Below are 23102 nucleotides of genomic sequence, written 5' to 3' on the forward strand. Positions count from 1 at the left end.
AGGTTGGGCCGGCGACTTCGGGTGCAGACGACTCGGGTGGTGTGACGGGCGGTGTGTACAAGGCCCGGGAACGCATTCACCGCGGCATGCTGATCCGCGATTACTAGCAACTCCGACTTCATGGGGGCGGGTTGCAGCCCCCAATCCGAACTGGGGCCGGCTTTCCGGGATCCGCTCCCCCTCGCGGGGTGGCATCCCTCTGTACCGGCCATTGTAGCACGTGTGCAGCCCAGGGCATAAGGGGCATGATGACTTGACGTCGTCCCCGCCCTCCTCCGCCTTGACGGCGGCGGTCCCGCGTGGGTTCCCGGCATCACCCGATGGCAACACGCGGCGGGGGTTGCGCTCGTTGCGGGACTTAACCCAACATCTCACGACACGAGCTGACGACAGCCATGCACCACCTGTATGGGCTCCTCTCGGCCACGGGGTCTCCCCCGCTTCACCCATATGTCAAGCCCTGGTAAGGTTCTTCGCGTTGCTTCGAATTAAGCCACATGCTCCGCTGCTTGTGCGGGCCCCCGTCAATTCCTTTGAGTTTTAGCCTTGCGGCCGTACTCCCCAGGCGGGACGCTTAATGCGTTGGCTGCGGCACGGGGGGATCGTCCCCCCACACCTAGCGTCCATCGTTTACGGCTGGGACTACCAGGGTATCTAATCCTGTTCGCTCCCCCAGCTTTCGCGCCTCAGCGTCGGTCTCGGCCCAGAGGGCCGCCTTCGCCACCGGTGTTCCACCCGATATCTGCGCATTCCACCGCTACACCGGGTGTTCCACCCTCCCCTACCGGACCCAAGCCGCGGAGGTTCCGGGGGCTTCGGGGGGTTGAGCCCCCCGCTTCGACCCCCGGCCTGCCGGGCCGCCTACGCGCGCTTTACGCCCAATGAATCCGGATAACGCTCGCCCCCTACGTATTACCGCGGCTGCTGGCACGTAGTTAGCCGGGGCTTCTTCTGCAGGTACAGTCTTGACTCTTCCCTGCTGAAAGCGGTTTACGACCCGAAGGCCTCCGTCCCGCACGCGGCGTCGCTGCGTCAGGGTTCCCCCCATTGCGCAAGATTCCCCACTGCTGCCTCCCGTAGGAGTCTGGGCCGTGTCTCAGTCCCAATCTGGCCGGTCGGTCTCTCAACCCGGCTACCCGTTGTCGGCACGGTGGGCCGTCACCCCGCCGTCTACCTGATGGGCCGCGGAGCCATCCCCTCCCGTCGGGGCTTTAGCCGGGGTGCCATGCGGCACCCCGGGGTATCCGGTATTACCCGTCCTTTCGGGCGGCTATCCCGGGGGAGGGGGCAGGTTCTCCACGTGTTACTCAGCCGTTCGCCACTCGCTTCTATCCGAAGATAGGTGCCGTTCGACTTGCATGTGTTAGGCGCGCCGCCAGCGTTCATCCTGAGCCAGGATCGAACTCTCCGTCCAAAATATTCTGGGCTTCGAGCCCGTCCGGTCCTCTCAGTCCATCGCTGATCGGTTCCGTTCGATTCATATGGTTTTAGTATAGGAAAAGGAATTTCTCGGGGCCGCCTCTCGGCGGCCTTGCGAAAAACAAATCCAAGTTAGACCATTTCAAATGGTTCGATGTCTGCCCGGATGCGACACTAGTAAGTGTCCATCCTCGCAGTATCCGGTTCTCAAGGTGCACGCCCCGCGGCTGATCCGGTCCGACCGGGCCGCGCGGCAAGGAGATATATTGCCAGACCGGAGGGGCCCCGGGGGCGGGAATTCCACTCTTCACAAGTCCTACACAATACATCGCTTCCTATATAAGTCATAGAAAGGCTGGTGCAGAAATACTGCACGTATCAGATGATGACCCTTCGGTTAAGAGATATATAAAGATCGGTCACCTGTAAGTGTCTATCTACCCGCGCTTTTGCTATATAAACCAGCGCCTCAGATAAAAAGAGGGAGCGCCGCGCACAACGCGACACTCCCCTAGCGATTCAAGAGAATCTATTAGGCCTCGAGAGCCTTCTTGGCGATGGTAGCCAGCTCGTTGAAGGACTCGATGTCCTCGTAAGCCATCTGGGCCAGGACCTTGCGGTCGAGCTCGATGCCGGCAACCTTCAGGCCGTGCATGAACTGAGAGTAAGAGATGTCGTTCAGGCGAGCAGCAGCGTTGATACGAGTGATCCAGAGAGAACGGATCTCGCGCTTCTTGTTGCGGCGATCACGATACTGATACTGCAGGGAGTGCTGGACCTGCTCTTTAGCATGCTTGTAAGTACGCGAAGCGGCACCGTAGTAACCCTTCGCACGGTGCATAACGGTACGGCGCTTCTTCTTGGCGGCAACAGCGCGCTTAATACGTGCCATGTTCTATCAACTCCTAGACGGTAAAACGAAAAACGGGAACGCGAACTTAGGCGAGACGCGACTTGATGACCTTGCGGTCGGCAGCGGCGATCTCGGTCTCCTGACGGAAGCCACGCTTACGCTTGGTGGACTTCTTGCTCAGGATGTGGCTCTTGAAAGCCTTGGCGCGCATAAGCTTGCCGGTACCAGTCTTGCGGAAACGCTTCTTGGTGCCGCTGTGGGACTTCATCTTAGGCATGAAATACTCCTTAATCGGTTACAGAACACTAGTTACTTGGTATCGCTTGCCGCTTTATCCTCATCGAAGGCGCCCTTAATCGGGGCGAGCAGCATAAGCATGTTACGGCCTTCCATCTTAGGCTTGGACTCGACCGTAGCGTAAGGCTTGAGATCCTCGGCGAGACGCTCGAGAACGTTAAGACCCTGCTCCGGGTGAGCCATCTCACGGCCGCGGAACATGATGGTGATCTTAACGCGTGCGCCCTTCTTGAGGAAACGCAGAACGTGGCCCTTCTTGGTCTCGTAATCGCCAACGTCGATCTTGGGTCGGAACTTCATTTCCTTGACCTCGACCTTAGACTGGTTCTTACGAGCGGCCTTGGCCTTCATGGCCTGCTGGTACTTGAACTTACCGTAGTCCATGACCTTGCAGACCGGCGGCTCCGCGTTGGGAGCGATCTCGACCAGGTCGAGACCCTGATCGTCGGCGACGCGCTGGGCATCGCGGATGGCGAACAGGCCGAGCTGAGAGCCATCGACGCCAATCAAACGGCACGAAGATGCAGTAATCTCGTCGTTGATGCGGGTGTCATCAGACTTAGCTATTTTCCCTACCTCCATTCATAAAAAAATAACCCGGCGCTTCTCAGCAACCAGGTCGTACACATAGACATCCTCGATTTGAGGAAGAGAATCTAATTTGTATGACCAGTCAGCTGCTCATTGGCGCCAAAAGGTGGGAACCCTCGGGTTCCTCTTTAGGGCATTGCGGGAACAACGCCTTGCGAATAATAACACGTACAGCGCGTTATCACATTACGTACACGAAAAAGGGGCCTTGACCCCCTTGAACGCTCGCTTGCATGTATGGTGCCCGAGGCGAGACTCGAAGGGCCTTCGCTTCGCGAAGCCCCGGGCTTCGGGCGCGTGGCGCCCTCGCCACGCTCCGCTACAGACAGGCCACAGGCCTGTTTGCTTAACGCTTCGCGCGCTCACGCGAGTTCGGCACGAAAAAGGGGGCCGCAACCCCCCTTGAACGCTCACTTGCATGTATGGTGCCCGAGGCGAGACTCGAACTCGCACGTTGTTGCCAACGGTGGATTTTGAGTCCACTGCGTCTGCCAATTCCGCCACTCGGGCACGCAATGCGTGAGTTAGTTTATCACAGCTTTCTACCGATTAGCCCGAAAATGGAACTTCGAGCATTTCGATGAGTTCGACCGTGCGGAGCATCTCGCGCTGACGGCATCCGCGACCGTCGACCGAAGCCTCACCCATCTGGTTATCGTAAGGGTCCTCGCGCATGCCGTCGAAAGAGGGCTCAAACTCTGCCTGGAATCGATTGTTGGCCACCATACGCCACGGGTCGAGATTGCCAAAGTAGTGACGGCGGCGCCACTCCTCCCCCATCCTGCGAGCAGAAGATCCAAATGACACGTCGGCGTTGAGCCAACCGGTCTGCGGCGTATAGAACTCTGCCCAGTCGTGCGACCCCACCGAATCGGGCGCAACATACAGGCCGCTCTGCCAACGGGCAGGCACGCCCGCGATACGGCACATGGTGATAAACGTGAGCGCCATAACGCCGCAATCGCCGCGGAGCGAATGCGCACAGTCATCGGCAATAGATCCCAAAAGCAAGTACGGCGGCTGATAGCGATAGTCAATATACTGCGTCAGGTAATCATAGATAGCACGGGCGCGATCGAGCGGATCCTCGAGTCCGTCAACAACACCGGCCGTCAGCTGCTGCAGATACGGTGTGAATGCAATGTGCGGACGGTCCTCGGAAATATCCTCGGGCAGAGGCGCGTCCATACGCGGATGAACCGGAAGTGTGCCACCGTAGACATCACAATAAGCAGCACCGATGTGATAACGATAGGTCACCGAGAATGAGCGTTCAATCGAAGAAGACCACGAGGCGGTACGCGCCGAAGCGTTCGCGGGAGCAACAGCACCCTCCGGCGTCATGTCGAGAATCTCGACACGAGACTGCTGGTGGCAGGTGGCGGCAACGGGAAGCCAAGCGCGAACGGTCTCCCCCTCTAGAGCGCCGGGGACAGACACAGATGCTTTAAGCGTAATGACGCGAGCCAATCCGTTTTGCGACCCCATCTCCTTGAGCATTTCGTTGCGCAGTGCAATTCCGTCCGTAGGATCGGGACGCATGCCGGGAACCTCTTTGGGATATACGCGAAGCGAATCGAGGAAGTTGTCGAGAACGAACAGCTCCCCGTCGATAAAGCGCCAGTCAATACGCTTACGGTCAATCAGATCGTTAAACTGCTCCTCGGTAAACTCAGGCCACTCCTCGCGAATCATCGCAATAGCTCGATCGCGCGACACCGAAAAATGAAGCGGCGTCTCGATCATGCGATACCGCTCGGCACGAACGCAGGCAGCAAGCGAGGGATCGGGATTTTGGGCAAGTAGGCGGTCGCAAGCCTCAATAGCCTGCGAAAGATACCCCGCATCCTTTAAACGCAGGATCTCGGGTGGCAAGCCAATATCTAGAAAACGGAAGTCATCATTGCAAACATCAACAGAGCAACCAACCGGCCCCTCGTCAATAACCTTCCCATCCGAAGGCAGCACATTAATAACAGCCATACCAAACTCCAAGTCATTAGAACTCTTGAAGTCCATTGTAGCGAGATAAAAAGAAAGCCCCAATAAAGGAACCCTCAACACCGATAAACGGTACCTATAAAAAATGAATTCAGCCCGGTAACCCTGTAGCGAGTTAACAAAGGAGGCCCCGTTTCCCCGGAGCTGATTCCGTCGCGCGACTTCTGGCAAAGCCAGTAGCCATCTTAATTCAGACTCGTAACCCTGCGGCGTTAAACGAAGGAAGCCCCGTCCCCCGGAACTGTTTCCTTGGCGCGACTTCTGGCGAAGCCAGGTGAGCGCAAAGGAAACAGTGTAGGGGGACGGGGCTTCCGACGGGAAGTTTAGCGACGCTTACGCCTTGTTGACGGAGCCAAACTCCTCCATGAGCTCCTTGGTGCGGGCAACGATGTTGTCGCGACCAGGCTTGAGGAGCTTGCGGGGGTCAAAGCCCTTGCCCTGCTGATCCTTGCCAGCCTCGATGTACTCGCGAACGCCCTTGGCGAAGACGAGCTGCAGGTCGGTGTTGACGTTGATCTTGGAGATACCCAGGGAGATGGCCTTCTTGATCTGATCCTCGGGGATGCCGGTGCCACCGTGCAGAACGAGGGGCAGGTCGCCGGTCTCGGCCTTGATCTCGCCCAGACGCTCGAAGGAAAGGCCAGCCCAGTCGGCGGGATACACGCCGTGGATGTTGCCGATACCGCAGGCGAGGAAGTCGACGCCCAGGTCAGCAATCTGCTTGCACTCAGCGGGGTCAGCGAGCTCGCCGTTGGAGGTCACGCCGTCCTCGGTGCCGCCGATGCCGCCGACCTCGGCCTCGATGGACATGCCCTTGGAGTGGGCAAGCTCAACGAGCTCCTTGGTGCGGTCGAGGTTAAGCTGGAAGGTCTCCTCGTGAGAGCCGTCATACATGATGGACGTGAAGCCGGCCTCGATGCACTTGAAGCAGTCCTCGTAAGAACCGTGATCGAGGTGAAGGGCGACGGGAACGGTAACGCCCGTGGCCTCGACGGCAGCCTTGACCATGTCGGCGCAGACCTTGAAACCGCCCATCCACTTAGCGGCACCAGCGGTGCACTGAAGGATCAGCGGAGACTTGGCCTCCTCGGCGGCCTGGAGAATAGCCAGGGTCCACTCGAGGTTGTTGGTGTTGAAGGCACCGAGACCGTACTTGCCGGCCTCAGCCTTCTTGAGCATGTCTGCTGCGTTGACGAGCATAAAAGAAACCTCCTGTAAGGTTGCTCCGATAACGCCTGAGATTTTACCACGGCGCACCCGAGCATAAACGTTCGTTTGTTCACGAATATCGTCCAAACAGACTTTTTTTGACCGTTTGCCCTACGGAATCGACCCGTTGGGGAAAAATAGCTTGACGTTTGGACGCTTCTCGTGCTTTAGAAGCTGACTACAAAGCTACACCTGCATGAAAGGGTTCTGCATGAGCTCGCGTGCCATGGTGGTCGAATCGCCATGGCCGGTTAAGCAAACGGTATCGGGCGGAAGAAGCCGGGCGAGCTTGGAGAGCGAGCGCAGAATCGCCGCCTCGTCGCCACCGGCAAGATCGGTGCGGCCGTGGCTACCCGGGAACAGGGTGTCGCCCACAAAGGCGATGTTCCCCTGCTCGGTGGCAGCAAACAAGACGATCCCGCCCGGCGTATGCCCTGGTGTCTCAATCACCTGCAGGCAGATATCGCCCACCTCGATAGCATCGCCCTCGGCGAGCAGACGCGTCGGCTCCCCGGGGTCGGGCGTCTCAATGCCCCACATAGCTCGCTGTTCCTCGATGTTCGCATGAGGCACCGCCACATCCTTAGCGCACAGCTCATACTGGCAGCCCTCGCCAACGGTGGTTCGCACGCCGGCAACACCACCAACATGATCGGCATGGCCATGAGTGCATACGGCACCAAGCACGTGTATGCCGGGATGCTCGGCGCTAATATGCTCCACCAAGCGCTCGCCTTCCCATGCGGGGTCGATAATCACGCACTCATTGTCCGAGATAACAGCATAGCTATTGGTCTGAATGGGACCGTTTACGAGCGTCTCGATCTTGACCGATCCCCTGGGAGTTACATCCAAGGACACAGCACTCATATCCCTCTCCTCTCTATAGAACTCGAGGCATCAAACGATGCCTCGAGTGTAGCGAATATCAATAATGTGGCACGTTCGTCGCGACTAAACGCGGCGCTTAAGCTGGGCTCCACCCTCGCCGGGCATCAGGCGGCGCGCGTCGTAGACCGAGTCAACGCTGCTGATAGAGGCCAGCAGCGGATCCAGGCCACTCGCGTCCGAGATCTCGACCATAAAGCGCAGGGTTGCAATTCCCTCGCGGTTGGTCGACGTGGCGGCAGAAAGGATATTGCCGCCCGCATCGCCAATGGCAATGGTGACATCCTTGAGCAGGCCCATGCGGTCCAGGCACTCGACCACGATCTCGACCTGGAAGAGGGTGTCGGCAGCGCCGTCCCACTCCACTTCGATCATGCGCTCGGGATGCTCCATAAGACCCTTGACGTTGGGGCAGTTGGCGCGATGCACCGAGACGCCACGACCGCGCGTGATGAAGCCGACGATATCGTCGCCCGTCACGGGGTTGCAGCAATGCGCCAGACGGACCAGCAGACCGCTGTTGCTCTCGCCCTTGACGATAATGCCGTTGCTGGCGCTCTTGCCGCGCTTTTGCGGCTTGCGGTTGGAGCCACGGGCAGGCTGCTTCACGACCTCGGCGATAGCCTCGGCCTTGGTGAGCTGCTCCTCGGGCTTGGGGTCCAAAATCTGCTCGACCTTGTTACCCACGGCGCGCGGGGCAACCTTACCGGCGCCCACGGCGGCAAACAGGTCCTCGAGCTGCTTGTAGTTAAACTGCTCCGCCACGGCGTTGAGCGCACGCGTGGATCGCGGCGTAGAGATGCCATACCCGCGCTTGCGCAGGTCCTTGGCCAGTATATCGCGGCCGGCAGCAGCGTCATCGTCTTTGGTCGCGGCGGCGAAATAACGGCGAATCTTTGACTTGGCCGAAGGCGTCTTAACGATCTTGAGCCAATCACGCGACGGTTTGGAGCTCTTGTTCGTCAGAATCTCGACACGGTCACCCGTCTTGATTTCGTGCGTGAGCGGGGCCACCGCACCGTTGATCTTAGCGCCGACGCAGTGGTTGCCCACCTCGGTGTGAACGGCATAGGCAAAGTCGAGCGGCGTGGAGCCGGCACGAAGCGCCATGACCTCGCCCTTGGGCGTAAAGACGAAGATCTCTTGATCGAAGAGGTCGACCTTCAGCGAATGCAGGTATTCCTTGGCGTCCGTAATCTCGTCAGAAGCAGCCCAATCGAGCGAATGTTTGAGCCAGTTAATCTGGTCGTCCAGACGCTGGGCATCATTGGTCTTAGACGCAGACGATCCGCCCGACTTCTTATAGAGCCAGTGGGCGGCAATGCCGTACTCGGCCTGCTCATGCATCTCATAGGTTCGAATCTGAATCTCGAGCGGACGGGCCGTGGGGCCGATAACCGTCGTATGGAGCGACTGGTAGTTATTGACCTTGGGCATGGCGATATAGTCTTTAAAACGACCGGGCATGGGGTGCCACAGCGTATGCACTGCGCCGAGCGTGGAGTAGCAATCGCGCACCGAATGCGTGATGACGCGCAGTGCCACCAGGTCGTAGATCTCGGAGAATTCCTTGCCCTTGCGCTTCATCTTTTGGTAGATGGACCAATAGTGCTTGGAGCGGCCGTTGATCTGGAAGCCCTCCAGGCCAATGCGGTTGAGCTCGTCGGTGAGCGTCTTGATAGTCTCGGCCAGATAGCGCTCGCGAACCTCGCGCGACTCAGCCACCATGCGCGCGATGCGCTGGTAGGCGTCGGGCTCAAGGTAGAAGAAGGACAGGTCCTCGAGCTCCCATTTAATGGAGCTCATGCCCAGACGGTCGGCCAGGGGCGCATACACGTCCATGGTCTCGCGAGCCTTAAACAGGCGACGGTCCTCACGCAGGGCTGCAAGGGTGCGCATGTTGTGCAGACGGTCGGCAAGCTTAACGATAATGACGCGGATGTCCTTAGACATGGCGAGGAACATCTTGCGCAGCGTAAGCGCCTGCTTCTCGTCCATGCTATCGACCTCGATGTTGGTGAGCTTGGTCACGCCATCGACGAGCTCGGCCACCGTATCGCCAAACAAGCCGGAAACATCGGCAAGCGAGGTCTCGGTATCCTCGACGGTATCGTGCAGCAGCGCGGCGCACACCACATCGCAGTCCATCTTGAGGTCGGCCAAGATGATGGCCACCTCGACGGGATGGTTGATATACATCTCACCCGAGCGCCGCTTTTGGTTGCAGTGCTTCTCGGCAGCAAAGCAGTAGGCCTGCTCCACCTTGGAGAAGTCATCCTCATTCATATATTTGAGGCACAGGCGTTCCAGCTTGTCGTAGCTGTCCGCCATAATCTCGGGCGGCAGCTCATCGGCATGCTTATAGTGCTCCATCTCCGAAAACGGCTGGAGGGTGGAATCATGGGCGGTACGGGCTGCGGCATCCATCGAGGTCCCCTTCCCCTAGGCCCGCGGTACGATCGGGCGGTTAACTTTGGCTAGCATATCAGAAGCGCACGAATCGAGCGCCCAGCTCCGGAAAGCCGAGAACTCCATGCGCGAGCGTAAGCCCTCCAAATAGCGGATTGACCTGCTCAATTGCACACGGCCCGGGTTTTCTGCCATCGCGATGCGACGGGTGTCGTCAAACCCCGAAACGCGACAGAAACCAAGCTCTTCGAAGATTCCCAGACCGCTTGCCACCGAGCGCTCGTCAACCGGTGTGCGCGCGTCGATGGCAAGGCACATCTGCGCGATGTCGATATCGCTCGCGCTAAACGAGTCGTCTCCGGTCTTGCCGCGGTTGGAGCGCCACATAGTCTGCAGCGCGCGATAGAGCGTGACGAGCTCGTCGCGCTCGGGCGCGTAGCAGTCGAGCAGGCGCTCGTTAATGCGAGCGTCACGCGACGAATAGAGCAGGTGAATCACGGCAGGTCGGCCGTCGCGACCGGCGCGTCCGCTCATCTGGTTGAACTCAATGCTGCCAAACGGCATGTGGTAGAGCACGACATGGCGGATATCGGGCAGGTTGACGCCCTCACCAAAGGCAGATGTCGAAACGATGCAACTGAGGCTTCCGTCACGAAACGCTTCCTCGACACGGCGACGATCGGAGCGCGCAAGCCCCGCGTTATAGAACGCGATGCGGGTCGCGCAATCGGGTACCCGCTTGCGCAGCGTCTTGGCAAGCGCCACGGACTGGTCGCGCGAGTTGACGTAGATGACGGTCTTCTCCCCCGTAGCCACGATTGACACCAGGCGGTTCTCGCGGCTCGCAAGATCTCGGTCATCCTCGAGCTGCAAGTTCTCGCGCACCGTCTCGTCGACCACCGTACGGGTAATCGGCAGCACGCGGGCAAGCTCGGCCACAACCGGAGCCGTTGCGGTGGCAGTCGTGGCCAGAACGACCGGGTCGCCCAGGGCCTTGAGGATATCGGGCATGTCGAGATAGGCGCTGCGGTCGCCGACCTTGGCAAGACCGGCATGATGCGCCTCATCGATAACGACAAAACCGATGCGCCCCGAACGCGCAAAGCGGTCGCGGTGAATGGACAGGAACTCGGGCGTCGTGAGCACGATGCCGGTGCGGCCCGAAGCCAAGCCGGCAAACACGTCATCGCGCGCCGCCTCCACGGTCTCGCCGGTCAGCACGCCCACGCCAATGCCGAGCGCGGCCATCGTCGACGAGAGGTGATAGGCCTGGTCGGCAACGAGCGCGCGCAGCGGATAGACAAAGATGCTCGCACGCCCGCGAAGGACCGCCTCGCGCGCGGCATGCACATGGAAGATAAGAGACTTGCCGCGCCCCGTTCCCATAACGGCCAGAACACTTTGGTGATCGGCCAGGGCATCGAGCGCCTCGACTTGCGCGCGGTGCGGCTGGTTCGAGCCGATAAAGCTATGGATAAGCGAGCGCGTCAGCTCGGTATAGGAAAGCTGGGCGAGCGTTTGGCGCTTGCGGGACTCCAGGCGCAGGCCAGAATCCGCCGGTTGTACGCCACGACGAAGCTCACATGCCGGGTCGTCAACGCTGGGCGCAGTGGTATCGCGGACCAAGACATCCTTGATCATGAGCTTGGGCTTTACGCGACCTTGCCAATGCTCGGCCACGGCCTCGAACACCAAATCGACGGCGCTATCGCAATTGATGAGCTTATCGATCTGCGGCACGCGGAACATAATGGCCGGCACACTCGCGGCGCCATCGGTCGCCACGAAGCGCATGTGCTCGCCGGTTTTGCCCACCACGGCGCGATCGCACATTGTCACGCCCTCGGCCGCCAACAGCGGCACCTTGTTGCCCTGGCCAAACGGCTCAAGGCGGGAGATCTGCTCGATGGTCTCAATATTCAGCTCGGAGAGGTCAACGGTGGCGGCAACCTCGTCGGTGTCCTCAAAGTCCTCGGCGGGAAGCTCCGATAGCACGGCCGAAAGGCGACGGCGGAACTCGTCGAGCTTGGACGCCTCGATGGTCACGCCCACCGCACCGGCATGCCCGCCGCGACGAATCAGCAGGTCGGAGCAGCGTTCTACGGCGTCGAACAGGTTGACTTTGCCCACCGAGCGACCCGAACCGCGAGCGATACCGTCTTCGATCGAGAACAGCAGCGCCGGCACGTGATAACGGTTGGTCAGGCGGCTCGCCACGATACCCTTGACGCCCTCGTGCCAGCCCTCGCCACCCACGACGATTGCGCGACCGCCGTCATAGGTCTCCTCGACCTTTGCCATGGCATCGCGCGTGAGCTCCGCCTCGATCTCGCGACGCTGACGGTTGATCTCCTCGAGCTCGGCCGCCAGCGCACTTGCCTCGATAGGATCGCGGGCAAGCAGCAGGTCGAGCGCCAGCTTGGGATCGGCCATGCGGCCGGCGGCATTCAAGCGGGGAATGAGCGAAAACGACAGGCCATCGGCCGTAATGCTTGAGAGGTCGGCCTTGGCAAGTGCGGCCAGCGCGATATAGCCGGGGCGGGCGGTCACGCGCATCTGCTGGATGCCCTCGGCGACCAGCGCGCGGTTCTCGGGCGTAAGCGGCATCATGTCGGACACGGTGCCCAGTGCCGCGACCTCTATCAGCGAACGCCAATACGACGGCTTGCCCAAACGCTCGCCCAGAACCTGCACCAGCTTGAGCGCCACGCCGGCACCGGGAAGCTCACGCGAGGGACCCTCGTCCTCGAGCTTAGGGTCGGTCAGGGGCACGCCCTGCGGCACCTGATCGGAGGGCTCGTGATGGTCCGTGACCACCAAATCGATCCCCAGGCTCTCCAGATAGGAGACCTCTTCCTTGGCGGCAATGCCGTTATCGACGGTCACGATCAGCTGGGGGTGAGCGAGCTCGTTAACGCGGTCGAGTGCCGCGCGCGAAAGACCGTAGCCCTCGTCAAAGCGATGCGGAATAAACGGCGTGACATCGGCGCCAAATGTGCGCAGCGCCTCGGTCAACAGGCAGGTCGACGTAATGCCGTCAACGTCAAAATCGCCAAAGACCGCGATGCGCTCGTGGTTGCGAATGGCACGCTCGACGCGGTCGGCAACGACCGACATGCCCGGGATAATGAGTGGGTCGGCCCAGTCGCGATCGAGCGAAGGCGTCAAAAACAGCTGGCCTTCTTCGATGGATGTAATGCCGTGCGCAACCATAATGCGCGCCACCAGCCCGGGTATGCCCAGGCCAGCCGAAAGCTCCTTTTCGAGCTCGGGGTTTTGCTGAGCGACCGCCCAGCGATGCGTCGTCTTAAGCGATGACATAGGCGCCCACCCCCGATAGGGGCAGGTCGCCGCGATACCTCTCACGGTTCATAGCGATGAGTCCTCTGTGTATGCCCGCTTCGGCAGGCAGATCTGTTGAACGGATTTATTATACCGTGCAGCGCGGACGCAAATCGCCGCAGCACGCCGCGGTTTCGATAAACGATGCCGGTAATAGCCTCGAAATAATCGAACGTTTCTGACGCACGGACGCATGCGAGCGTCTAGCATATCCATTCAAAACGGATTCACGAGCAAAGGGAGTCACAAGCGCATATGAAGCAATGGGTTGGACTGGGCAAATTCCTCGCGGGGCACATGCAGATCATCGTTCCGATTTGCGTGGCGCTCGGCGTGCTCTTTCCTCAGCAGATCGGCGTTCTCAAGCCCATCGTTCCCACCTTGTTTGCCTTCATGACGTTTCAGGGTGCGCTCAGCAACACCTTTCATCAGGTGGCTGAGGTGTTCCATCGTCCGCTGCATTTGATTTTGGCGTTAATTGTCTCGGCTGTGCTCATCCCCATCGCGGCGTATGCCATGGGGTCGTTGTTCTTTGGTTCCAACCCCAACCTTGTCTGCGGCATCGTGCTCGAGTACAGCGTACCCGTGGCAGTCACTGCCTTTATGTGGATTAGCATGTTCGGCGGCAACGGCCCGCTCGCGCTCACCATTATCCTGACGTCCTCGGTCATCTCACCTGTGACGATTCCTCTTACGCTCAAGCTCCTGCTGGGCGCCACCGTCTCGATCGACGTGCCAAGCATGATGCAGAATATGGCCTTTATGATCGCCATCCCCGCCGTGCTCGGCATCGTGATCAACGAACTCACGCGTGGATGGGGACACGAGAAACTCTCCCCCGCGCTCTCGCCCGCCTGCAAGTTCATGATGATGGGCGTTATCGCCTCCAACTCCACCGCCATGAGCGAGTACGTGCTGCACATGAATGTTGTGCGCTTGGAAGTCGCCCTCTTTATCCTTTCGTTCGCCATCAGTGGCTTTATCATCGGCATCCTGGTCGCACGTGCCCTGCATCTGCCGTATAGCGAGACGACCACCATGTGCTTTACCTGCGGCATGCGCAATATCTCTTCGGGCGCCGTCATCGCCACACAGTATTTTCCCGGCGAGGTCGTGTTCCCCGTCATGTGCGGCACGCTGTTTCAGCAGGTACTCGCCTCGATTATCGGGCATCTCTTTGAGCGCCTAACCGGCGAGGAGCGCGCCAAACAGCGCAAGCGGGTCGAGGCCGGTCGCGAAGCCATGGGACGCTAGACTGTCCGCATTACGCAGGCGCTCGCCTTACGACGCGAGCGTTTCCAGATGCGCGCGTAGGCGCTCAGCATCGATATCGAGCGTGGTCTCGGCATTGACCTGGGCCAAACGATAGCCCACAAAGTAGGGCGATACCACCCAACGTGGCAGCGCCTTGGCAATGGTCCGGCCGTCCATGTGGTAGAAGAACAAGTTGTACGACTCCGCGCGACCGCCGTGGTGTTCGTGCAGGATATAGCGCAGGGCCACCTGAATCGCATCGGCAAACAGGTCCACCTCGGCTTGGTCGCGGGCGTCGTCGCTGGCGGCGATTCCCTGTGGAGCCGAGACGTTGACCTCAAAGAATCCCATGATCGGCTCGGTTGAGATGTTGACCGCGACCCTCCCCCGCCGCCAAACATCGATGCCTTCAAAATTTGCCGAGGTCAGCGCCGCATAGCCGTCCTCCTGTTCCAAGCCCACAATCTGCATGTGTGGATGGACGAGGCTGCCGCCCGAAAGCGGGCCTTTGTTCTTGTACATGAGCACACTGCGGTACTGTTGGGAATCGATCATCCGCTGCCAACAGCCCAGGGCAAACCTCATCACATGATGCATCTCATCCGGTTCATAGGTCACCAGGTCGGCGTCGTGATTGGCCGACTCGATCAATACGGTCTGACGGGTGGCCCGCAAGGTCTTGAACTTATTCTCGAGCCAGATGCAGTCGCCATCGCGCTGGATGATGTTGGCGAGCCCCTCCGTGTCGCAAAAGGGGCACGCGGTGCCAGGGCGACGATTATCGTCGGGCTTGCCGCTCGCCCGCTGAACGTCAAATACCAGCGCCACGGGTTATACCCCCAGCGGCACGATCTTGGTGCCATGGAGCTCGGAGACGCCTAGCGCCGCCGCGACCGCATCGCGATTTGCCGTAGTGATGCCGCCGCCGGGAAGGATGGTCAAACGATCGCCCGCATACTCGATTAAACGAGCCAGGTGATCGAAATTATCCTCGATCGACATACCGGCTGCGCCGCCATGCGTGAGGATGCGCGTAACGCCGCAGTCGGCAAGTGTATCAATCGCATCGAACTGAGCCTCGGGCGAGAGCTGGTCAAATGCCATGTGGAAGGTGATGTCAAGGGACTCGCGCTTGCACTCCTCGGTCGCGCAGCCCGTAGCCATAACGAGGGCGCCGAGGGTGAGCTCGTCGAGCGCCCAGCCGCCGGCACAGGGCTTGCAGCAGCCAAAGACCAGGCCATCAACGCCGGCGCTCACAGCAAGGCCCAGGTCCATCTCCATCATGCGCAGCTCGTCCTGGTTGTAATGAAAGTCGCCGCCACGCGGACGAATCATGCACATCACCCGCGCGTCATGCTCGTGAGCGTAGTTGACTGTAGCGCTAATAACGCCGGCGGAAGGCGTGGTGCCACCGACGGCGAGGTTGTCACACAGCTCAATGCGCCCCGCACCGGCCTCGATGGCCGCCGGCACTCGCTCAAAGTTCTCGGCACAAAACTCGTACAGCATAGATAGGCCCCCAAAGACAGCAGATGTTTTCCGACGGGCATTGTCACACATCCCCATGAAGTTGCGGTGGAATAGGGACTGTTTTGGCGTCTAGAGCCCCCATTTAGTCCCTATTTCACCGCAACTCAGAATGATCTCTTGGGGACGGCACTGCTGGCCGAAAAATGTTGCCGATGGTGAATGTTGCGCAACAAGATTTCGGAATCCCGATTAACCATGGCAGTATCGACATTCATATCCAGAGGAAAGGATTGCCATGTTTAAGAGCATCCAAAAGAGCGGAAGGATCGCAGCGGTCGCCATCGGCCTGATCGCAGCCTTGTCTCCGTTCGCAGCCCCTCCAGTAGCATTAGCCAGCGGCAGTGTACCGACCCCCGAGCTCGAGAAGTCTTATAGCTTTAAGACCAGTAGCGATGGCTCATATATCAGCACGGGTGATGCTTCAAAGTTCGGCTATTTATACGATTACGATTACGATGACGATGAGGGCTACAACTTAAAGAGCGTATCTCTCGTCAATTTTAAAGACGGCAGTACAAACCCCATTGCCATTCCGGATAAAAGCCTTGGTTCCGCTTGCCCCACATCCAACAATCAACTCTACTGGCAAGACGGCAATAATTTGGTCGTATTCTCGCCAGACAACCAAAGCCAGACAGTCCATCCCATTAGTTCGGCCAAATATGCCTACACCGATGTAACCGTCTCTTACGATGGAAATAGAGCAGCCGTCAAGCACTATGACTATGAATCTGAGCTTAAAAAAATCGAGATCTATGACCTTAAGTCTGACAAGTTAATTCAAACATATCAATCTGATAAAGATGACTCTTATTGCTACTACTCAGACGATATGAGCCGTCTCTATTTCTTGCCATACGATGCTGAGAAAGGCGTTGTTTCTCTTAGGGTTTTCAATTGCGATACAGGGTCAACGGAATTGAAAACAGTTAACGTGAAGAAAGACGATAGGTCTTCGGACATCGACTATATTGTCACCAGCTCTAACTCCGACGATATTTATCTTCAGAGCGACACTATATTAATAAAAGCGGACCGCGACGGAAACATGAACGTTCTATTTAACGATGACGACCACGCTCCTGAATGGCCTTATTCATGCCCGTCGGCAGAGCTTTATGTCCTCTATACAAAGAAGGGATCGAACGATCTTTTTGAAGAAGATGACGGCGATTACTACCTGAATGAAAAAGATGCGAATCTTAGTGTTTATGACCTGAAAAGTGACAAGATCATCAGCTCAATTGCTTATCCCTTTGGCGAAGGATATCTCAGCGATATTTCGCATGACGGCAGCATCTTGCTTGGAAAATACTCAGACGATAACAAGTCCTCAATGTGCCTAATTGATGCAAAAAATGGAGCTAAAAGCGAGTTTAACTCTCATTGGTGCGACCTTTCGTTCATGGACGAAGATCGAAAGATTTTGGCAACTTATTTCGACGAGAATGACCCCACCACGCTTCACGTGAACATCTATAAGTCCAATATCCCCCATTCGCTGCCCGAAGATGTACTCTACTTTGTCCAGACTCACCTGCCGTTTGTTATTGGCGGTGGCGTGGCGATCATCCTCATCATCGGTGGCACGATTGTTGTCCTTTGCATCCGCAAGAAGCGCGCGAAGGCCGCGGACGGTGCGACAGCCGCAGTGCCCAAGCCTCAGCGCAAGCAGCGTCGTCGTCAGAAGCACGCCCAGCAGAACGTCGTTCCACCCGCAGCGCCTGCGATGCCGACGGCACCAGCAGCCCCGACCGAGCCCGCCCGCTTCTGCCGTCACTGCGGAACCCCGCTCGTGCCCGAAGCCCAGTTCTGCCCCACGTGCGGACAAAAGGTAGACTAGCGAACAAAACCCAATAGACCCCAACCACCAAGGCCCCGTTCCGACACATTCCGGAACGGGGCCTTGGCTTGGTGCAGGGGTGCTAATTTGGGAAGGTCATCGTCGCACGCCCCAATGAAGTTGCGGTGGAATAGGGACTGTTTTGGCGTCTAGAATCCCTATTTAGTCCCTATTTCACCGCAACTTAAAAAGGGGCGCTGACCGGGATAGTCAGCGCCCCTTTGTTGAATGGATTAACCACCAAGATACGCTTTGCGGACGTTGTCGTCGTGCAGGAGTTCTTGGCCCGTGCCGGTCATGGTGATCTTGCCGGTCTCGAGCACGTAACCGCGCGTAGCGATCGAGAGCGCCATCTGTGCGTTTTGCTCGACCAGAAGCACCGTGGTGCCGGCCTTGTGCAGGTCCTCGACAATCTGGAAGATCTGCTCAATCAGAATCGGCGCCAAGCCCATGGAAGGCTCGTCGAGCATGAGCAGCTTGGGGTTACTCATAAGGGCGCGACCCATAACGAGCATCTGCTGCTCGCCGCCCGAAAGGGTGCCGGCGACCTGGCGACGACGCTCCTTAAGGCGCGGGAACTGCTCGTAGACGCGCTCCAGGCCCGGAGCCACCGTGGACTTGGGCTGTGTATAGGCGCCCATCTCCAGGTTCTCCTCGACCGTCATCTGCAGAAAGGCGCGACGGCCCTCGGGCACCTGGGCCAGGCCCTTGCCCACCAGCTTGTCAGCCGGCGTATGGGTAATGTCTTCGCCCATAAACTTGATGGAGCCGGTCTTGGAGCGCAGCAGGCCCGAGACGGTCTTGAGCGTTGTGGACTTACCAGCACCGTTCGCACCGATCAGAGCAACGATCTCGCCCTCGTTGACGTTAAAGGAGATGTCCTTGATGGCGTGGATGGCGCCGTACCAGACGTTGATGTTGTAGACGGAAAGCATCGGCTCTGCCATTTAGTTCTCCCCCTTATCCTGCTTGCCCAGATACGCCTCGATAACGGCGTCGTTGTTCTGGATTTCCTCGGCCGTGCCCTTGGCGATGACCTTACCAAAGTTGAGCACGCAGATACCCTCGCAAATATTCATGACGAGCGACATGTCGTGCTCGATAAGCATGATGGCAATGCCGAAGGTGTCGCGAATCTTGACGATGTTCTCCATGAGCTCCGCAGTCTCGGACGGGTTCATGCCGGCGGCAGGCTCGTCGAGCAGCAGCAGTTTGGGGTTGGTGGCAAGCGCGCGGACGATCTCCAGACGACGCTGAGCGCCGTAAGGCAGCGATCCGGCCTGCTCGTTTGCCAGATGCTCCATATCAAAGATGGACAGCAGCTCCATGGCGCGCTCGTGAGCAGCCTTCTCGTGCTTCCAATACGTCGGCAGGCGCAGCACGCCCTCAAAGCCGGAGTAACGCTCCTGGTTATGCAGGCCGACCTTAACGTTATCCTCCACCGTCATGGTGTTGAACAGGCGAATGTTCTGGAAGGTACGGGCAATACCCATGCGGTTGACCTGGTAGACCGACTTGCCCGAGGTGTCCTCGCCGTCGAGCAGGATGGTGCCGTGCGTGGGCTGGTACACCTTGGTGAGCAGGTTGAAGACCGTGGTCTTACCGGCGCCGTTGGGGCCGATCAGACCGGCGATCTCGGTCTTGCCGATAGTTAGGCTAAAGTCGTCGACTGCCTTAAGGCCACCGAACTCAATGCCCAGGTGGATGCACTCGAGTGCCGGGCGCTCGCCCAGGTCACGATCGGGAACGATGGCGCCAGAAGGATACGGGACCATCTTGCCCTTGTTGAACTCAAATTTACTGGGCATCGGCTGCCACCTCCTTCTTGGAAGCAAAGCGGTCCTTGACGCGACCGAAGAACGCCTTGAGCTGCGGGTTGTTGGTAAAGATCATGACCAGGATCAGCACGATGGCGTAGATGAGCATGCGGTAGTCCGAGAACTGACGGAGCAACTCGGGAAGCACCGTGAGCAGCGCCGCGGCGATAACGGAGCCGCGCATGTTGCCCAGGCCACCCAGGACCACGAACACCAGAATGAGGATGGACGTGTTGAAGTCGAACTTGGTGGCGGAGAGCTGCGAGAAGTTACCGCCGAAGAGAGCTCCGGCAGCACCGGCGAGGGCAGCGGAAACCACGAAGGCGATCATGCGGTACTCGGTGACGGAGATGCCTACGGACTCGGCTGCAATCTTGTTATCGCGCACGGCCATGATGGCACGGCCGGTACGGCTGCGAACCAGGTTGAGCACGATCACGAGTGCGACCATGACCAGGATGGCACCGGCGAGGAATGTCGAGTACGTCGACACGCCCGAGGCGCCCTGGGCGCCCTTGATGATGGCGGTGCCGTCCTCGAGCAGGTGCAGGTCATCGATCGTGGAGTTGCCCGTGATGTTAAAGATCACGTGCAGGCCGCGCGAGTCGACGCCCACGATAAGGCAAGTGACGATCTCTTTGATGATCTCGCCAAAAGCCAGGGTCACGATGGCCAGATAGTCGCCGCTCAGGCGCAGGACCGGGATGCCGATCAAGAAGCCCAGGATGGCGGCAGCGATGGCGCCGACCACGATGCTGATGATCAGGCGCACCGGATCGGAGGGAACGGCGCTCTCGAGGGCGACCGCGGTGACGATACCCGTGTAGGCACCGACACTCATAAAGCCCGCATGGCCCAGCGACAGGTCGCCCGCGATGCCGACGACGAGGTTGAGGGAAATGGCCATGACGATGTAGGCCGTAATGGGGACCAACTGACCGGCGATCATGCGCGGGATCATATGGTTGGACTGCATAAAGAACACGATGGCGAAGGCCACGATGCACATGGCATACGTGACAAAGTCGTGACGCGTCTGCTTGTCTTTAAGAAACTTCATAACGCTCACCTACACCTTCTCGGGGACGTACTTGCCCAAGAGGCCGGCAGGCTTGACGAGCAGGACGATGATCAAAACACCAAAGACGATGGAGTTGGCAAGGCTCGTGGAAATGTAGGCCTGCGCCATCGCCTCGATGATGCCGATGAGAATGCCACCGACAAAGGCACCAGGGATGGAACCGATGCCACCGAAGACGGCGGCGTCGAAGGCCTTGATGCCAGGCATGGCACCCGTCGTGGGCTGCAGCACCGGCGAGTAGGAGCACAGGAGCACACCGGCGATAGCGGCAAGGGCAGAGCCGATGGCAAACGTCATCGAGATGGTGCGGTTGACGTTGATGCCCATGAGCTGAGCGGCGGCCTTGTCCTCGGACACGGCACGCATGGCCTTACCCATCTTGGTCTTGCCCGTAAAGAACATCAGGCCGGCCATGATGACCAGGCAGGCGACGATGGTGACGAGCGAGACGGCGCTTACGTTGAACTTGGCCAAGAACTCCGGCACCTGGAAGGTGACGAGCGAAGTGAAGTTCTTGGGCGTAGCGCCCCACAGAAGCTGCGCGGCGTTCTGCAGGAAGTAAGACACGCCGATAGCCGTGATCAGAACGGCCAGCGGGCCTGCTTGGCGCAGCGGCTTGTATGCCAGACCCTCGATGAGAACACCGAGAACGGTACAGACCACACAAGAGAGAACTACAGATGCCCAGCCCGGGAGGCCGAGATACGACGTGGCGCAGAACGAGACATAGGCACCGACCATGATGACATCGCCGTGAGCGAAGTTCAGCATCTTGGCGATACCGTAGACCATGGTGTAGCCCAACGCGATGATGGCGTAGACGCTGCCCATGGACAGGCCGTTGACCAGGTATTGGATAAAGACCGTCATGTTCCACATCCCCCTTTCGAATAGGTTTCCAGTTGATGTATGAAACAGGGACGTTACATCGTCCCTAGATACCAAGCAAGCAGGGAAGGCCAAAACCTCCCCTGCTTGGGATCAAAACCGCTCTATGTAAGGCGGCCTATTAGGCCTGTACGTACTTGCCGTCGGTGATGACGTACGCCGTGGGCTCCTTCTGGACCTGACCCTTATCGTTCCAGGTGAGCTTGCCGGTCAGACCGTCAACGGTAATCTTGAGCATAGCCTTGGACAGCTTCTCGGCGACCTCGGTCGGGTCGGCGTCGACACCAAGACCGGCCTCCTTGACGGCCTCGGCCACCGCGTGCACGCCGTCGTAGGCGTCGGCGGCAAACTGGTCGGGGGTATCGCCGTACTTATCCTTGTAAGCGTTGACGAAGTCGGCGTTCTTCTCGTCGTCGGCGGAGAACGGGGTCATAAGCAGCAGACCCTCGGCAAGAGAGGTGTCGAAACCCTCAACGCCCAGGATGCCGTCCATGCCGTCGCAGCCCATCATCTTGACGTCGTAGCCCATGTCCTTGGCGTTCTTGAGCAGGACGGACGCCGGCGTGTAGTAGATCGGCGCAAAGATCATGGTGGCGCCGGCCTGCTTGGCCTTGGTCAGCTGGTTGGTAAAGCTCGTGGCGGAGTCGTCCTTAAAGGTCTCCTCGTCGACAATCTCGAGCTTGGACTCAGCGGCCTGGGCCTTAAAGGAATCTGCGATGCCCGAAGAATAGGCGTCGCCGGAGTTATAGAACAGCACGAACTTCTCGTCCGCATACTTCTGCGCCAGGAACTTGGCAGCGTTGACACCCTGGTTGGGGTCGGTGAAGCAAACCTGGAAGACGCAATCCTTGCCGTCGGTGACGTCCTCGGAGGACGCGGACGGGGTGATCATGAACGTCTTGGGGTCGTTACCACACTCTGCGGCAACGGCAACCGACGCACCCGTGGTGGTCGGACCGACGAGGGCCTGCATGCCCCAGTCGAGCAGGGTGTTGAAGGCGTTGACGGCCTTCTCGCCATCGGCCTGGTCATCCTCGGCCTTGCTGGCAAGCGGCAGCTCCTTGGTCGAGAAATCCTTGCAGCCGAGCTCGACACCCTGGGTAACGGACTTGCCGTAGGACGCGTTGGCGCCGGTCAGCGGGCCGATGGTGCCGATCTTAAACGAAGCGTCGCTCGAAGCGGAACCGCTGTCGCCGCCGTTGGAGGAGCAGCCAGCTAGAATGGACATCGCCCCCAGACCTGCTGCGCTCGCGATAACGCTCCTGCGATTCATAACAGGGTTCAATGACTTACCGGTGAGGCTCGACATGCGGCTCTCCTCTCAAATCTCGTCGGGTTTCGGTTGCCCGACAGGCCATCCTTCGCCGTGTTCGGCGTTCGCAAAATAGTAGACGCTTTAGTTGAGAAAAGTGGCGATTATTTCAACTTTTCTTTTGCTTTGTCCATTTATCCATATTTATGCGTATTTCTATCGGTTTATGCAGTTTAGCCACTTTATTATGTGAAAGTAATGTTTCTGTTCTGTTACAAGCGTCCTTGCCCTGCATAAAACGGCCCCACCGGTCTCGTTATATGCACTTAGGCGGCGATGTACTTGCCGTCCTGGATCACATAAGCCGTAGCGGGCTTTTCGACCTGGCCCTCGTCATTCCACGCCGACGAGCGCCTGCATGCCCCAGT

At 58.8% G+C, this 23102-nt stretch carries 17 protein-coding genes, 1 tRNA gene and 1 other annotated feature (1 of these 19 cut by a window edge); of the genes, 2 read left to right on the forward strand and 16 right to left on the reverse strand.

Annotated elements, in window-relative coordinates:
- Window positions 1-1414 (reverse strand) — a sequence feature (mutual gap in cmsearch alignment for this rRNA model is longer than 100); it reaches 102 nt to the left of the window's first position.
- Between the two features lie 537 nt (window positions 1415-1951).
- From rplT to recJ, 9 genes are all read right to left on the reverse strand, one after another.
- Window positions 1952-2311 (reverse strand): 50S ribosomal protein L20, encoded by a 360-nt coding sequence (gene rplT / locus ABHT90_RS02270; RefSeq protein WP_006234421.1) that lies wholly within the window; start codon window positions 2309-2311, stop codon window positions 1952-1954.
- A gap of 46 nt (window positions 2312-2357) precedes the next feature.
- Entirely contained in the window at window positions 2358-2549 is a 192-nt protein-coding gene (rpmI, locus tag ABHT90_RS02275; RefSeq protein WP_006234422.1) for a 50S ribosomal protein L35, read from the reverse strand.
- Window positions 2550-2581: 32 nt separating this feature from the next.
- Entirely contained in the window at window positions 2582-3151 is a 570-nt protein-coding gene (gene infC / locus ABHT90_RS02280; protein WP_006234423.1) for a translation initiation factor IF-3, read from the reverse strand.
- Between the two features lie 432 nt (window positions 3152-3583).
- Window positions 3584-3670, reverse strand: a tRNA-Leu gene (locus tag ABHT90_RS02285).
- 39 nt (window positions 3671-3709) lie between these two features.
- Window positions 3710-5143, reverse strand: a complete 1434-nt coding sequence (locus tag ABHT90_RS02290) for a transglutaminase-like domain-containing protein (protein ID WP_346981432.1) — start codon at window positions 5141-5143, stop codon at window positions 3710-3712.
- Window positions 5144-5494: 351 nt separating this feature from the next.
- Window positions 5495-6361, reverse strand: coding sequence for a class II fructose-1,6-bisphosphate aldolase (fba, locus tag ABHT90_RS02295; RefSeq protein ID WP_346981433.1), 867 nt, complete (start codon window positions 6359-6361; stop codon window positions 5495-5497).
- Window positions 6362-6556: 195 nt separating this feature from the next.
- Complete coding sequence (locus ABHT90_RS02300; RefSeq protein WP_346981434.1) at window positions 6557-7240, reverse strand: MBL fold metallo-hydrolase; 684 nt, start codon at window positions 7238-7240, stop codon at window positions 6557-6559.
- An 84-nt stretch (window positions 7241-7324) separates the two neighbouring features.
- Window positions 7325-9685 (reverse strand): RelA/SpoT family protein, encoded by a 2361-nt coding sequence (locus tag ABHT90_RS02305; protein ID WP_346981435.1) that lies wholly within the window; start codon window positions 9683-9685, stop codon window positions 7325-7327.
- 15 nt (window positions 9686-9700) lie between these two features.
- Window positions 9701-12988, reverse strand: coding sequence for a single-stranded-DNA-specific exonuclease RecJ (recJ, locus tag ABHT90_RS02310; RefSeq protein ID WP_346981436.1), 3288 nt, complete (start codon window positions 12986-12988; stop codon window positions 9701-9703).
- Between the two features lie 276 nt (window positions 12989-13264).
- Here recJ and ABHT90_RS02315 point away from each other — a divergent pair, with 276 nt between their 5' ends.
- Window positions 13265-14263: a bile acid:sodium symporter family protein gene (locus ABHT90_RS02315; protein ID WP_346981437.1), complete on the forward strand. Its 999-nt coding sequence runs from the start codon at window positions 13265-13267 to the stop codon at window positions 14261-14263.
- Between the two features lie 27 nt (window positions 14264-14290).
- Here the strand turns inward: ABHT90_RS02315 and ABHT90_RS02320 are convergent, their stop codons facing one another.
- Together ABHT90_RS02320 and ABHT90_RS02325 are read right to left on the reverse strand one after the other, a co-directional pair.
- A complete protein-coding gene (locus ABHT90_RS02320) occupies window positions 14291-15091 on the reverse strand; it encodes a DUF4931 domain-containing protein (protein ID WP_346981438.1) in 801 nt (266 codons plus the stop codon).
- Window positions 15092-15094: 3 nt separating this feature from the next.
- Window positions 15095-15772, reverse strand: a complete 678-nt coding sequence (locus ABHT90_RS02325) for a copper homeostasis protein CutC (protein WP_346981439.1) — start codon at window positions 15770-15772, stop codon at window positions 15095-15097.
- A gap of 256 nt (window positions 15773-16028) precedes the next feature.
- On the opposite strand from ABHT90_RS02325, the gene ABHT90_RS02330 reads away from it, so the two are divergent.
- A complete protein-coding gene (locus tag ABHT90_RS02330; protein WP_346981440.1) occupies window positions 16029-17636 on the forward strand; it encodes a zinc ribbon domain-containing protein in 1608 nt (535 codons plus the stop codon).
- 233 nt (window positions 17637-17869) lie between these two features.
- On the opposite strand, the gene ABHT90_RS02335 is transcribed toward ABHT90_RS02330, so the two are convergent.
- The 5 genes from ABHT90_RS02335 to ABHT90_RS02355 form a co-directional block, all read right to left on the reverse strand.
- Window positions 17870-18583 carry an ABC transporter ATP-binding protein gene (locus ABHT90_RS02335; protein ID WP_006234438.1) on the reverse strand — a complete coding sequence of 238 codons (714 nt, stop codon included), beginning with the start codon at window positions 18581-18583 and terminating at the stop codon, window positions 17870-17872.
- Complete coding sequence (locus tag ABHT90_RS02340; protein WP_055287178.1) at window positions 18584-19444, reverse strand: ABC transporter ATP-binding protein; 861 nt, start codon at window positions 19442-19444, stop codon at window positions 18584-18586. It lies immediately after the preceding gene.
- Window positions 19434-20513, reverse strand: coding sequence for a branched-chain amino acid ABC transporter permease (locus ABHT90_RS02345; protein WP_117758808.1), 1080 nt, complete (start codon window positions 20511-20513; stop codon window positions 19434-19436). Before ABHT90_RS02345 ends, ABHT90_RS02340 begins: the two co-directional genes overlap by 11 nt.
- 9 nt (window positions 20514-20522) lie before the next feature.
- Window positions 20523-21404, reverse strand: coding sequence for a branched-chain amino acid ABC transporter permease (locus tag ABHT90_RS02350; protein WP_099432746.1), 882 nt, complete (start codon window positions 21402-21404; stop codon window positions 20523-20525).
- A gap of 139 nt (window positions 21405-21543) precedes the next feature.
- A complete protein-coding gene (locus ABHT90_RS02355) occupies window positions 21544-22731 on the reverse strand; it encodes an ABC transporter substrate-binding protein (protein WP_006234442.1) in 1188 nt (395 codons plus the stop codon).
- Window positions 22732-23102 lie beyond the last annotated feature (371 nt).

Source organism: Collinsella aerofaciens (assembly GCF_039758815.1).
In the GTDB taxonomy this organism is placed as follows: domain Bacteria; phylum Actinomycetota; class Coriobacteriia; order Coriobacteriales; family Coriobacteriaceae; genus Collinsella; species Collinsella aerofaciens_BP.